Source organism: Nocardioides marmotae, assembly GCF_013177455.1.
Lineage (GTDB): Bacteria > Actinomycetota > Actinomycetes > Propionibacteriales > Nocardioidaceae > Nocardioides > Nocardioides marmotae.
Genome location: NZ_CP053660.1, coordinates 2,764,429 through 2,777,079 on the forward strand (window position 1 = coordinate 2,764,429; position 12,651 = coordinate 2,777,079).

The following is a 12,651-nucleotide window of genomic DNA, read 5'->3' on the forward strand; positions in this document are numbered from 1 at the left end:
CACGAAGAGCGAAGGAACTCATGGCCACCGAAGTCAACCTCCCGGCCCTCGGGGAATCCGTCACCGAAGGAACCGTCACCCGCTGGCTGAAGTCCGTGGGTGACGCGGTCGCCGTCGACGAGCCGCTGCTCGAGGTCTCCACCGACAAGGTCGACACCGAGATCCCCTCCCCCGTCGCGGGCACCCTGCTCGAGATCAAGGCGCAGGAGGACGACACGGTCGAGGTCGGCGCCGTCCTGGCCGTCATCGGCGACGAGGGCGAGTCCGCGGGCGACGCCTCCGGCTCCGCCGAGCCCGAGGCCCAGCCCCAGGACGAGGAGCAGTCCGAGAAGAAGGCCGAGCAGGAGGAGGAGATCGCCGAGGACAAGGGCGACCTCCCCGCCGGCGACGAGACCCCCGAGGCCGACAAGCCCGAGTCCCCCGCCGCCTCCGGCGGTGACAGCGGCGGAAGTGGTGGTGGCGGCGGTACGCCGGTCACCCTCCCCGCCCTGGGCGAGTCGGTCACCGAGGGCACCGTGACCCGCTGGCTGAAGTCGGTCGGCGACGACGTCGCCGTCGACGAGCCGCTGCTCGAGGTCTCCACCGACAAGGTCGACACCGAGATCCCCTCGCCGGTCGCGGGCACGCTGCTCGAGATCAAGGCCGAGGAGGACGAGACCGTCGAGGTCGGCGCCGAGCTGGCGATCATCGGCGACAAGGGCGCCGCTCCGCAGGCCAAGGCCGAGGAGCCGGCGCAGGAGTCCGCGCCGGAGCCGGAGCCGGAGCCCGCCCCCGAGCCGGAGCCCGAGCCCGCCGAGGAGGACGAGGCCGCCACCGAGCAGCCCGAGCCCGAGAAGGACCACGAGCCGGCCGCCGAGACCGCGCCCGCCCCGAGCTCGCAGTCGCCGAGCACCGGCGAGCGCTCCTCGGAGACCTCCGGTGACGCCTCCGGTGACAAGGAGCAGGCCCGCTCGGAGAAGGCCGCCGACGGTGCCGGGTACGTCACCCCGCTGGTCCGCAAGCTCGCCGCCCAGCACGACGTCGACCTCTCGAGCGTCGAGGGCACCGGCGTCGGCGGCCGCATCCGCAAGCAGGACGTGCTCGACGCGGCCAAGGCCCAGCAGCAGGCCCAGCAGCAGGCGCCCGCCGAGCCGGCGGCGCAGGCCCCGGCCGCGAGCAGCCGGCAGGCCCCCTCGGTCACGCCCTCCCCGCTGCGCGGGACGACCGAGAAGATCAGCCGCCTGCGCAAGATCATCGCCGAGCGGATGGTCGACTCGCTGCAGACCGGTGCCCAGCTGACCCAGGTCATCGAGGTCGACGTCACCAACATCGCGCGGCTGCGCGACGCGGTGAAGGCCGACTTCCTCGCCCGCGAGGGCGTGAAGCTGTCGTACCTGCCGTTCTTCGCCAAGGCCGCCGTCGACGCCCTCAAGCAGCACCCGAAGCTGAACGCGGGCATCGACACCGAGGCCGGGGAGATCACCTACTACGACCGCGAGAACCTCGCGATCGCGGTGGACACCGAGAAGGGCCTGATCACCCCGGTGGTCAAGGACGCCGGCGATCTCTCGATCGCGGGCCTGGCCAAGAAGATCGCGGACGTCGCGCAGCGCACGCGGACCAACAAGATCGGTCCCGACGAGCTGTCCGGCGGCACCTTCACGATCACCAACCTCGGCAGCGTGGGCGCCCTGTGGGACACCCCGATCATCAACAAGCCGCAGGTCGCCATCCTCGGCCCGGGCGCGGTCGTCAAGCGCCCGGTCGTCATCGACGACCCGAACCTCGGCGAGACGATCGCGGTGCGCCACATGGTCTACCTCGCGCTGACCTACGACCACCGGCTGGTCGACGGCGCCGACGCGGGCCGCTTCCTCCAGGACGTCAAGAAGCGCCTGGAGGCCGGCGTCTTCGACGTCTGAGCACCACCAGCACCACCCCAGCACCACCGGCAGGGCCCGGGACCGCACAGGTCCCGGGCCCTGTCCCATTCCGTCCCGTCCCTGCCGACTCGGCACCCCCGAACCGTCGAGTCGGCACTTCTGACCCGCCGAGTGGTCACCTCTGACCGGCCGAGTGGTCAGTTCTGGCTCACCGAGTCCTCACTTCTGGTTGGCCGCACCAGAAGTGCTGACTCGACCCGCCACAACCGCCCACTCGCCGCGCCACAGGTGCCGACTCGACCCGCCACAACCGCCCACTCGCCGCGCCACAGGTGCCGACTCGGCCCGCCAGAAGTGCCGACTCGGCGGGGGGTGGGCTTGGGCGTCCTGGGAGGCTCACGGGATGCGGATCGTGATCGCCGGCTCCTCCGGCTTCCTGGGCAGCCACCTCGTCGATGCGCTGCGCGAGCGCGACCACCACGTCACCCGCCTCGTACGTCGCGTGCCGACCGCGCCCGACGAGGCGGCCTGGGACCCGGCAGCCGGGACCTACGACCGCGACGCGCTCCACGGGGCGGACGTGGTGGTCAACCTCGCCGGCTCACCCACGCTGGGCAACCCGCACTCCTCGGCCTGGGCGCGGGAGCTGCGCGAGAGCCGGGTGACCTCCACGCAGGTGCTCGCCCGGGCGGTCGCCGACGCCCCGCGCCCGCCGGCGTACCTCGCGGGCAACGGCATCTCCTACTACGGCGACCACGGCGACCAGGTGCTGACCGAGGACTCCGACAGCCGCGGCCACGCGCTGCTGACCGAGGTGACCCGCGCCTGGCAGGCGGCCGCGCAGCCGGCGGTCGAGGCGGGCGCGCGGGTCTGCTACCTGCGGACCGCGCCGGTGATGGACCGCCGCGCCGCGCCGCTGAAGCTGCTCGCGCCGCTCTTCCGCTCCGGGCTCGGCGCCCGGCTCGGCAACGGCCGCCAGCACATGGCGATGATCTCGCTGCGGGACTGGGTCGGCGCGGTCACCTTCCTCGCCGAGGACGCCTCGGTGAGCGGTCCGGTGAACCTGACCTGTCCGCAGGCGCCGACGAACGCGGAGTTCACCCGCGCCCTGGGCCGTGCGGTGCGCCGCCCGGCCGTGCTCCCCGTCCCCGCGTTCGCGCTGCGGGCCGGTGCGGGCGCGATGGCGCCGGAGCTGCTCGGCTCGCTCAACGTCCGACCGGCCGTGCTCGAGGCCGCGGGGTACGAGTTCCGCGACCCCGACGTCGAGGCCGTGCTCGCCACCGGGCTGCGCTGAGGCCGGTCGCCCGGCCCGCAGCCCGCGGCGCGCCTCAGCCGATCCAGTAGCGCCGCTTGGCCACGGGCTCGCCCGGCTGCTCGCGGACGTCCTCGAGCACCCCGCCGCACCGCTCGATGGTCGCGGCGGACGCGAGGTTGTCGTCGTCGCAGGTCACCAGCACCCGGTCGACGCCGCCGGCGCGCGCGAGCACCAGCGACTGCCGCAGGATCTCCGTGGCGTACCCGCGGCGGCGGTGCGCCGGCCGGACGCCGTACCCCACGTGCCCGCCGTACGCCGCCAGCCAGTCGTTGAGCGCGAACCGGACCGACAGCCGCCCGACGATCTCGCCGTCCACCTCCGCGACGAGGAACGCCGCCGGCACCCGCCCCTCGGGCAGGGCGAGGCCGACCCGCTCGCGCTCGTACTGCGCCAGCAGGTCGGCCCAGGTCCGCTCGGGAGACCACCCCAGCACGAACTCGAAGCCGTCGGCCGCCAGCTCCTCGTGCGCCCGCAGCGCCTCCGCCTCGTCGTCGGTCCGCAGCGGTCGCAGCCTCAGGTCGCTCATGCGGCCATCCTCCCGGGTCGACGCCCCACCCATCACACGAATTTCACCGGACCGTGGCGGACCTCACCGGACCTCGGCGACGAGCCACTCCCCCGCGGCCCGCACGAGCGTGACCCGCCGCGTCGTCGGGCCGTCCTCGGGCAGCCGCACGTCGACGCCGCGGCCGACCGCGCGGCCCGCAGCCACCCGGTCGGTCACCCGCAGGACGAGTCGGTGCGTCGCGGCGGCGACGACCTCGACGGAGATCAGGGCGAGCCGCAGGTCCTCCACCACCAGCCCGCGGCCGGTCCACCGCTCGAGCATCGCCCGATCCTTCCGGCCGGCCGCGGAGCCGGGCACGTAGAGCCGGTCGAGCGCGTCGACGTCGCCCGCGGCCCAGGCGGCCGACCGTCGACGGTCCCAGTCGGCGAGCACCGCCCGGGCGTCGGGCCCCGCCGCAGCGGCCGGCCGCACCCGCGACGAAGGTGGCCCCGCGCCACCCATGAGGAGTACCCCGGGCACCACGAGGGCCACGGTGGCGAGGAACGAGACGAGGAGCAGGAGGGGTCGGCGCACCCTGGTCACCTACCCACCGGGCGGGGGCCCGCGCCGTTGTCCACAGGTAGAGTCGAGCGGGTGAGCACGCTGACGTTCCGCACGGTCGGCCTCGGGGACGACGCCCTGGACTACCTCGCCGCCTGGGACCTCCAGCGCGAGGTCCACGCCCAGGTCGCGGACGGTGCGGCACCACCGACCGTCCTCCTGCTTGAGCACCCGCCGGTCTACACCGCGGGCAAGCGCACCGAGCCGCACGAGCGCCCGCTCGACCCCGGCGGCGCGCAGGTCGTCGATGTCGACCGCGGCGGCAAGATCACCTTCCACGGGCCCGGCCAGCTGGTCGGCTACCCGATCGTCGCGCTGCCCGACCACGTCAAGGTCGTCGACTACGTCCGCCGGGTCGAGGAGGCGCTCATCGCCGTCTGCGCCGACCTCGGCGTCACGACTGCCCGCGTCCCGGGCCGCAGCGGCGTGTGGCTGCGTGCGGACGACCGCGGCCCCGAGCGGAAGATCGCGGCCATCGGCATCCGGGTCAGCCGCGGTGTGACCATGCACGGCTTCTCGCTCAACTGCGACGTCGACCTCGACTGGTACGACCGGTTCGTCCCCTGCGGCATCGCCGACGCCGGGGTCACCACGCTGACCGCCGAGCTCGGCCGCCGCGTCACCACCGCCGACGTGCTGCCGCTCGTGGAGCGGCACCTGGCGACGTACCTCGCCTGGGAGCCGTACGACGCCACGCCGGACTACGACGCCCGCCCCGAGCCGGGCCGCGGCCCCCGCATCGAGCTGGTCACCCCGAGGTAGCCCCCGCCCGGCGCGTCCCGCCCGGCACCGGAGCCGTCCGCTGCTTGGATCGTCGGGTGCCCGACCTAGCGATCGAGACCCAGGGGCTCCGCAAGGAGTTCCGCACGCGCCGCGGGCTGCGCGTCGCCGTGGCCGACCTCGACCTGGCGGTCCCCGCCGGCGGGGTGCACGGCTTCCTCGGGCCCAACGGCTCCGGCAAGACCACGACGATCCGGATGCTCCTCGGGCTGGCCCGCCCCACCCGCGGCACGATGCGCCTGCTGGGTCACCCCGTGCCCGAGCAGCTCCCCGACGTCGTCGACCGGGTCGGGGCGGTGGTGGAGTCCCCGAAGTTCTCCCCCAACCTCAGCGGCCGGCAGAACCTCCTGCTGCTGGCGCGCTCGATCGACGTGCCCGACAGCCGGGTCGACGCCGCGGTGGAGACGGTCGGGCTGACCGGCCGCGACCGCGACCGGTACCGCGCCTACTCCCTGGGCATGAAGCAGCGGCTGGCCATCGCCGCCACGCTGCTCAAGGACCCCGCGCTGCTCATCCTCGACGAGCCCACCAACGGGCTGGACCCTGCCGGCATCCGGGAGATCCGCGAGACGATCCGCGGGCTCGGCGAGGCCGGGGTGACGGTGCTGCTCAGCTCCCACATCCTCGCCGAGGTCCAGCAGGTCTGCACCTCCGCGACCATCGTCGGCCACGGCCGCCTGCTCGCCTCCGGCACCGTCGAGGACCTGCTCGGGTCCAGCACCACCCACCGCGTCGTGGTGCCCGACCCCGCCGCCGCCTCGGCGGTGCTCGCGGCGGCCGGCGTGCCCGCCACCGCGGCCGACGGCGCGCTGCGGGTCGAGACCGACGACCCGGCCGCGGTCACCCGGCTGCTCGCCGCCGCCGACATCTGGCTGACCGAGCTGGTGCCGCTCCGCCCGGATCTCGAGTCGATCTTCCTCCAGCTCACCGCCGACGACACCCTCGGCTCCCCCACCGTCGAGGAGGAGGCCCGATGAGGTCGCTGCTGCGCGTCGAGCTGACCCGGCTGCGGTGGCGCCGCGCCGTCCTGCTGCTCCTGCTGGGGTGCCTCGTCGTCCCGGCCCTGATCGCGGTGGCGACGATCTGGGGCTCCCGCCCGGTCTCGGAGTCGGAGATGGCCACGATCCGCAGCGAAGCGGCCTCGGAGATCGCCCGCTGCGAGCGCCGTCCCCGGCAGTTCGGCGTGCCGCCCGCCCGCGCCGCCGAGCGCTGCCCCGAGCTGGTCGTGAGCTGGTACGTCGGCAGGCAGGACCTCAGCCTGGCCCGCGAGCGCGGGGGCTCCGGCCTGGCCGTGACCGGCACGCTCACCGTGCTGCTGATGCTGGTGGCCACCACGTTCGTCGGGCACGACTGGAACACCGGGTCGGTGAGCAACCAGCTGCTCTTCCGGCCCCGCCGGGGCCGGGTGTGGCTGGCCAAGGCGGTCGTGGTGACCGGCACCGCCCTGGCGACCGCGGTGGTCGTCGCCACGGCGTACTGGCTGGTGCTGTGGGGCGTGATGCAGGCCCGCGACCTCACCGTCGCCGAGGGCGGTCTGCGCACCTCGCTGCTCCTCGGCCTGCGCGGGGCCGGGATCGCGGCGGCGGCGGCGCTGGGCTGCTACGCGCTGACCATGCTGCTGCGCAGCACGGTGGCCACGCTCGGGGTCGTGCTGGCCGTCGCGTTCGCGTCGCTGCTGCTCCTCGACGCCGCCGGCGTGCCCGAGCCGTGGCAGCCGCTGCCGAACGTCGCAGCGGTGCTCCAGGACGGCACGGAGTACTGGGTCGAGGTCCCGCCGTCCTGCTACGACGGCGTCGAGAGGGCCCCCGAGGGCTCGCTCTGCGACGACACCCGCGACCTGCCCCTGTGGCGGGGCGCGGCGTACCACGGCGCCGGCCTGCTGCTCGTGGGTGCCGCCTCGGTGCTCTCGTTCCGCCGCCGCGACGTGCCCTGAGACGTTCCCCCTGGCCGGGGCTCAGCCGAGCCGGCGGTAGTGCCCGGACATCGCCGGGTAGTAGTCGCGGTCGAAGTCGATGGCCGCGACGTCGCCGCCGGTCAGCGAGGCGACGAGCCGGTCGAGGTAGTACTCCCAGCCGGGGCCGACGCTCTCGGCCGCGGTCGGGTCGATGCCGGGCTGCTTGAAGGTCAGCAGGGTGCCGCCGTCGGTGGCGGCGCCGAGCTCGAGCTCGAGGTCCCACCAGTCGTCGCCGACCCGCGAGACCAGCACCAGGCGCTGCGGCGGCTCGCAGACGTTGATCGTCATCTGCTCGGCCGGCGCGTGCTCGCCCTCGGCGGTCATCGTGAACATGACCTGGCCCTCGGCGGGGTCGCCGGTCCAGGTGCCGATCCACCGCTCGAGCCGGGCGGGCTCGGTCAGCGCCGCCCACACCTCGGTGGCGGGCAGCGGGAGGTGGCGGGTGAGCATCAGGGTGCCGCCGACGACGCGGCCGGTGGGAGCGGGCATGGGTCCATCGTGCACCTCGCCCCGCGAGCGTCCGGCGGTCGCCGGCGAGTCGGGGTCGTGCCGGCCCGCGGCGTACAGTGATCGACGTGACGCAGGCTCCCGCCCCAGAAGGAAGAAAGCTCCTCCGCCTCGAGGTCCGCAACGCCGAGACCCCGATCGAGCGCAAGCCGGAGTGGATCAAGACCCGGGCGAAGATGGGGCCGGAGTACAAGCACCTCCAGAGCCTGGTGAAGTCCGAGGGACTGCACACCGTGTGCCAGGAGGCCGGCTGCCCCAACATCTTCGAGTGCTGGGAGGACCGCGAGGCCACCTTCCTCATCGGTGGCGACCAGTGCACCCGCCGCTGCGACTTCTGCCAGATCGACACCGGCAAGCCGCAGGACCTCGACCGGGACGAGCCGCGCCGCGTCGCGGAGTCCGTGCAGACCATGGGCCTGCGGTACGCCACGATCACCGGCGTCGCCCGCGACGACCTGCCCGACGGCGGCGCCTGGCTGTACGCCGAGACCGTCCGCGCCATCCACGAGCTCAACCCCGAGACCGGCGTCGAGAACCTCATCCCGGACTTCAACGGCAAGCCCGAGCTGCTCACCGAGGTCTTCGAGTCCCGCCCCGAGGTGCTCGCCCACAACGTCGAGACCGTGCCGCGGATCTTCAAGCGGATCCGCCCCGCGTTCCGCTACGAGCGCTCCCTCGACGTGATCACCCAGGCCCGCGACTTCGGCCTGGTCACCAAGTCCAACCTCATCCTCGGCATGGGCGAGACCCGCGAGGAGGTCAGCCAGGCGCTGCGCGACCTGCACGGCGCCGGTTGTGAGCTGATCACCATCACCCAGTACCTCCGCCCCTCGGTGCGCCACCACCCCGTCGAGCGCTGGGTCAAGCCCGAGGAGTTCGTCGAGCTGGCCGCCGAGGCCGAGGAGATCGGCTTCTCCGGGGTGCTCTCGGGTCCCCTGGTGCGTTCGTCCTACCGCGCCGGACGGCTGTACCGTCAGGCCATGGACGCCCGTGCGGGCGTCACCACCGCCTGACCGGCGGCCTCCCCTTCCCCGCGGCACGACAGCAAAGGGCACGAACGACCTCCATGGCCAAGGACGCCTCGAAGAAGAACGCCAAGACGACCGCGGCTGCGGCCCAGACCTCGACGGCGGACATGAGCCGCCGCAAGCAGCTGGTCGAGACCTACAAGATGACCCGCCGCACCGACCGGCGGGTGGGGCTCTACACCTTCGGCGCCGCGGTCCTCGCGGGCTTCCTGGGCTTCCTCGTCTTCTGGCTGCTTCCCGGCTCGGGCATCATCGGCTGGATCCTCGCCGTCGTCGGCTCGCTGCTGAGCGGCTCGCTGGCCGCGATGATCATCTTCGGGCGGCGCGCGCAGAACGCCGCCTACCAGCAGATGGAGGGCCAGCCGGGCGCGGCGGCCGCCGCGCTGCGGATGCTGCGCCGCGGCTGGAAGGCCGACCCGGTCATCGCGTTCAACAAGAACCAGGACGTCGTCCACCGCGTCGTCGGCCCTCCGGGCATCGTCCTGGTCGGCGAGGGCTCCAGCCCCAACCGCGTGCGCCAGCTGCTCGTCACCGAGCGCCGCAAGCACGAGCGCGTCGCCTCCGACGTACCGATCCACGAGGTCGTCTGCGGCAACGGCGAGGGCGAGGTCCCGCTGCCGAAGCTCGTCCGCCACGTGCAGAAGCTCGGCAAGCAGGTCAAGCCCGCGGAGATGACCGACGTGCTGAGCCGCCTCAAGGCGCTCGACGCGACCCGCTCGAACATCCCGCTGCCCAAGGGCCCGATCCCCACCTCGATGAAGGGGATGCGCGGCAACCTGCGCGGCCGCTGACCCGGCTCCCCCACCGAGCCACAGACGAGGAACGCCCCCAGCCGTGCGGCTGGGGGCGTTCTCGCGTCTTGCGGTGGCGCGGGTCAGGCGGCCGGCGAGGGCTGCATCTGCTGCATCATCTCGCTCGGGTCGGGCATGTCGGTGACCTCGGCGGCCGGCGGCGCCTCGATCGTGACGTCGGTGCCCCAGTCGTCCATGGTCATCTCCATGGTCGTGGTCGACCCCATGACCGGCATCTCCATCACCATCTTGCCGATCCGGCCCTCCTCGTCGAGCCACACGTCGTAGGTGATGGTCTTCGGCAGGCTCTGGGTCGCCTCCTTCGGCATCTCGGTGCCGAGGCTGGCGAGCGACGCGGCGAGGTCGACGGTCATCTCGAAGTGGTCGAGGTCGCGGCCGTCGACGTCCTCCTCGCCCACGTAGGTCACCTTGTCGATGCCCTCCTCCATCGTCTGGATCGCGGCGAGCGGGTCGTTCTGCTTCAGCAGCTGGTCCATGCCCATCCCGGCCATCGGGCCGTCGGGGTCGGCGGGGTCGATCTTCCAGTACTTGCCCTGGCTGAGCTCGCCGAGCGAGACGTAGGTGATGCCGTCGACGGCGATCACCTCGGTCGTCGGGCCGCCACCGGGGATGGTGGTCGTCATCGAGATCGAGGGCGGGGTGGTCGTGTAGTCCACGACGCCCTCGCTGGTGGAGGTCTGCCCGCCGAAGGAGGAGGTCGTGGTCGTCCTGGCCGTCGTGGAGGCCTCCACGCCGGCGCTGATGATGTCGACGAACTGTGCGGCGGGGACGTCCTGGCCGTCCTCGAGGTCGGAGGCGTCGGCCGCGTCGTCGCCCTCGTCGGCGGGCTCGGCGTCGGCCGTGGCGCTGCTCGACGTCGCGGGGTCCTTCGCCTCGTCGCTCTCGCTGTCACCGCCGCAGGCGACGAGCGCGGTCGACAGGAGGGGCGCCACCGCGATGGCGGCGAGGAGGCGGCGGGTGCGGAGCGGACGGGTCACGTCGGGGCCTTTCGAGATCAATGGACTGACCCGTCAAGCATGTCCCGAACGACCAACCGGGCAAACCTCGCTCAGCGGTCCGAGGTGCCCGACGTGGGACCGGAGGTGCGACCCAGCGTGCGGTAGACGTCGAGGGTCACGGTGGCGGTGCCGGCGAGCATGTCGTGCAGGCCGCGGCCGTCGGGGCGGTAGACGAGCGGCGGGATGACCAGCGCGATCGCCACCTGCCGCGCGAGCAGCACCAGCGGGTTCAGCGGCCTGGTGCTCAGGTCGACCCGCACCACCCGCAGCCGCGTGGCGATCTTGCCGAAGGAGCCGCCGACGGCCCAGGTCAGCAGGGCCGACTCCACGACGTACACGAGGAGCACGTAGGCGGGGGCCGGGCTGCCGGTCGCGGTGTAGTCCTCGAGGCCGATGAAGGCGATCACCACGAGGGTCGAGGCGAACCAGTCGACGGCCAGCGCGGCGATGCGTCGGGCCCACGAGGCTGTCTCGAACGAGGGACCGGGAGCTGCCGTCTTCACGGGCGAAGCCTAGGCGGGCGGCCCACCGGACTGGACCACGGGACACCTGTTACACGCCTGAAACAATGCGGATATGGTCGAGAAACCGCTCCCGACGAGGGTGGCGGCAGTCGTCCGGTGCAGAGCCGCCCCGGCCGGCACGACCCGAGAGAACTCGCCGGCTCGCGGCCCAGTCGCAGCCACAGGAGGACGAATGTTCCAGAACAGCGACGAGCTGCTCAAGTACATCAAGGACGAGGGCGTCGAGATGGTCGACGTCCGTTTCTGTGACCTGCCCGGAGTCATGCAGCACTTCACGGTGCCGGTCTCATCGTTCGACCAGAGCGTCTTCGACGACGGCCTGGGTTTCGACGGCTCCTCCATCCGTGGGTTCCAGGCCATCAACGAGTCCGACATGTCGCTCTTCCCGGACCCGACCACGGCGTACATCGACCCCTTCCGCAAGTCGAAGACGCTGAACGTCAACTTCTTCATCCACGACCCGATCACGGGCGAGGCCTACTCCCGCGACCCGCGCAACATCGCGCGCAAGGCGCTGGCCTACCTCGAGACCACGGGTGTCGCCGACACCGCGTTCTTCGCCCCGGAGGCGGAGTTCTACATCTTCGACAGCGTCCGGTACTCCACTGGCGTCAACGAGGGCTACTACCACATCGACTCCGTCGAGGGCTGGTGGAACTCCGGCAAGGACGGCGCCGACAACCTGGGCTACAAGACCCGCCTCAAGGGCGGCTACTTCCCCGTCGAGCCCTACGACCACTACAGCGACCTGCGCGCGGACATGGTCAAGAACCTCGAGGCCTGCGGCCTCCTGGTCGAGCGCGCCCACCACGAGGTCGGCACCGCCGGTCAGGCCGAGATCAACTACCGCTTCGACACCCTGCTGCGCGCCGCGGACGACGTGATGAAGTTCAAGTACCTCATCAAGAACACCGCCTGGGAGCAGGGCAAGTCGGTCACCTTCATGCCGAAGCCGATCTTCGGCGACAACGGCTCGGGCATGCACGTGCACCAGTCGCTGTGGAAGAACGGCGACCCGCTGTTCTACGACGAGACCGGGTACGGCGGCCTCTCGGAGATGGCCCGCTACTACATCGGCGGCATCCTCAAGCACGCCCCGTCGCTGCTGGCCTTCACCAACCCGACGGTGAACTCCTACCACCGCCTGGTCCCGGGCTTCGAGGCTCCGATCTCGCTGGTGTACTCCTCGCGGAACCGCTCCGCGTCGGTGCGCATCCCGATCACCGGCTCGAACCCGAAGGCCAAGCGGATCGAGACCCGCTTCCCCGACCCGTCGGCGAACCCCTACCTCGCGTTCTCCGCGCTCATGCTCGCCGGCCTCGACGGCATCAAGAACAAGATCGAGCCGGCCGCGCCCATCGACAAGGACATCTACGAGCTCCCGCCGGACGAGATGGCCGAGATCGACCAGGTGCCGACCAGCCTCGGTGCGGTCCTCGACGCCCTCGAGGCGGACCACGAGTACCTGACCGTCGGCAACGTCTTCACGCCGGACCTGATCGAGACCTGGATCGACTTCAAGCGCACCAACGAGATCGCGCCCGTGCAGCTGCGCCCGCACCCGCACGAGTTCGAGCTGTACTACGACATCTGATCCCCGGGGTCTCGTTGACCCGCGGCTAGACGCCTGAACGGCGCCTGGCCCTGGAAAAACGTCTTTCGACGTCTTCCAGGGCCGGGCGCCGTTCTTCGTGCACGGATCGCCGGGCCCGCGAGAGGGTGTGGGGGCGGCCACGGGAGGGAAGGCCTACCGATACCTCCGG

General features: G+C 72.4%; 13 protein-coding genes. 8 read left to right on the plus strand and 5 right to left on the minus strand.

What is annotated here, in order from left to right:
* Positions 1–20 precede the first annotated feature (20 nt).
* Both sucB and HPC71_RS13225 read left to right on the plus strand, forming a co-directional pair.
* Complete coding sequence (gene sucB, locus HPC71_RS13220; protein ID WP_154616421.1) at positions 21–1,901, plus strand: 2-oxoglutarate dehydrogenase, E2 component, dihydrolipoamide succinyltransferase; 1,881 nt, start codon at positions 21–23, stop codon at positions 1,899–1,901.
* Positions 1,902–2,265: 364 nt separating this feature from the next.
* Positions 2,266–3,156, plus strand: a complete 891-nt coding sequence (locus HPC71_RS13225) for a TIGR01777 family oxidoreductase (RefSeq protein WP_154616420.1) — start codon at positions 2,266–2,268, stop codon at positions 3,154–3,156.
* A gap of 34 nt (positions 3,157–3,190) precedes the next feature.
* On the opposite strand, the gene HPC71_RS13230 is transcribed toward HPC71_RS13225, so the two are convergent.
* Positions 3,191–3,703, minus strand: a complete 513-nt coding sequence (locus HPC71_RS13230) for a GNAT family N-acetyltransferase (protein ID WP_154616419.1) — start codon at positions 3,701–3,703, stop codon at positions 3,191–3,193.
* Between the two features lie 63 nt (positions 3,704–3,766).
* Positions 3,767–4,258, minus strand: a complete 492-nt coding sequence (locus tag HPC71_RS13235) for a hypothetical protein (protein WP_154616418.1) — start codon at positions 4,256–4,258, stop codon at positions 3,767–3,769.
* Between the two features lie 60 nt (positions 4,259–4,318).
* Here HPC71_RS13235 and lipB point away from each other — a divergent pair, with 60 nt between their 5' ends.
* Genes lipB through HPC71_RS13250 form a run of 3 tightly spaced genes read left to right on the plus strand, consistent with a single transcriptional unit; the run spans position 4,319 to position 6,998 of the window.
* Entirely contained in the window at positions 4,319–5,047 is a 729-nt protein-coding gene (gene lipB / locus HPC71_RS13240; RefSeq protein WP_216656415.1) for a lipoyl(octanoyl) transferase LipB, read from the plus strand.
* A gap of 56 nt (positions 5,048–5,103) precedes the next feature.
* Positions 5,104–6,042: an ABC transporter ATP-binding protein gene (locus tag HPC71_RS13245; RefSeq protein WP_171896785.1), complete on the plus strand. Its 939-nt coding sequence runs from the start codon at positions 5,104–5,106 to the stop codon at positions 6,040–6,042.
* On the plus strand, positions 6,039–6,998 hold the full coding sequence (locus HPC71_RS13250) for a hypothetical protein (protein ID WP_154616416.1): 960 nt from the start codon (positions 6,039–6,041) through the stop codon (positions 6,996–6,998). The genes HPC71_RS13245 and HPC71_RS13250 overlap by 4 nt, the downstream gene beginning before the upstream one ends.
* Before the next feature lie 21 nt (positions 6,999–7,019).
* Here HPC71_RS13250 and HPC71_RS13255 read toward each other — a convergent pair whose 3' ends face one another.
* Complete coding sequence (locus tag HPC71_RS13255) at positions 7,020–7,508, minus strand: SRPBCC domain-containing protein (RefSeq protein ID WP_154616415.1); 489 nt, start codon at positions 7,506–7,508, stop codon at positions 7,020–7,022.
* 86 nt (positions 7,509–7,594) lie between these two features.
* On the opposite strand from HPC71_RS13255, the gene lipA reads away from it, so the two are divergent.
* Entirely contained in the window at positions 7,595–8,539 is a 945-nt protein-coding gene (lipA, locus tag HPC71_RS13260; protein WP_171896786.1) for a lipoyl synthase, read from the plus strand.
* A gap of 53 nt (positions 8,540–8,592) precedes the next feature.
* Entirely contained in the window at positions 8,593–9,345 is a 753-nt protein-coding gene (locus HPC71_RS13265; protein WP_154616414.1) for a DUF4191 domain-containing protein, read from the plus strand.
* An 83-nt stretch (positions 9,346–9,428) separates the two neighbouring features.
* On the opposite strand, the gene HPC71_RS13270 is transcribed toward HPC71_RS13265, so the two are convergent.
* Positions 9,429–10,343, minus strand: coding sequence for an SCO4651 family lipoprotein (locus HPC71_RS13270; RefSeq protein WP_154616413.1), 915 nt, complete (start codon positions 10,341–10,343; stop codon positions 9,429–9,431).
* 71 nt (positions 10,344–10,414) lie between these two features.
* A complete protein-coding gene (locus HPC71_RS13275) occupies positions 10,415–10,867 on the minus strand; it encodes an RDD family protein (protein WP_171896787.1) in 453 nt (150 codons plus the stop codon).
* A 193-nt stretch (positions 10,868–11,060) separates the two neighbouring features.
* Between HPC71_RS13275 and glnA the strand changes: the two genes are divergently transcribed.
* Positions 11,061–12,482, plus strand: a complete 1,422-nt coding sequence (glnA, locus tag HPC71_RS13280; RefSeq protein ID WP_154616412.1) for a type I glutamate--ammonia ligase — start codon at positions 11,061–11,063, stop codon at positions 12,480–12,482.
* The last annotated feature ends 169 nt before the right edge of the window (positions 12,483–12,651 follow it).

What these genes read in the sequence shown, in the direction of transcription:
- sucB (WP_154616421.1), top strand. Translation starts at nt 21, where the DNA reads ATGGCCACCGAAGTCAACCTCCCGGCCCTCGGGGAATCCGTCACCGAA.
- HPC71_RS13225 (WP_154616420.1), top strand. Translation starts at nt 2,266, where the DNA reads ATGCGGATCGTGATCGCCGGCTCCTCCGGCTTCCTGGGCAGCCACCTC.
- HPC71_RS13230 (WP_154616419.1), bottom strand. Translation starts at nt 3,703, where the DNA reads ATGAGCGACCTGAGGCTGCGACCGCTGCGGACCGACGACGAGGCGGAG.
- HPC71_RS13250 (WP_154616416.1), top strand. Translation starts at nt 6,039, where the DNA reads ATGAGGTCGCTGCTGCGCGTCGAGCTGACCCGGCTGCGGTGGCGCCGC.
- HPC71_RS13255 (WP_154616415.1), bottom strand. Translation starts at nt 7,508, where the DNA reads ATGCCCGCTCCCACCGGCCGCGTCGTCGGCGGCACCCTGATGCTCACC.
- HPC71_RS13265 (WP_154616414.1), top strand. Translation starts at nt 8,593, where the DNA reads ATGGCCAAGGACGCCTCGAAGAAGAACGCCAAGACGACCGCGGCTGCG.
- glnA (WP_154616412.1), top strand. Translation starts at nt 11,061, where the DNA reads ATGTTCCAGAACAGCGACGAGCTGCTCAAGTACATCAAGGACGAGGGC.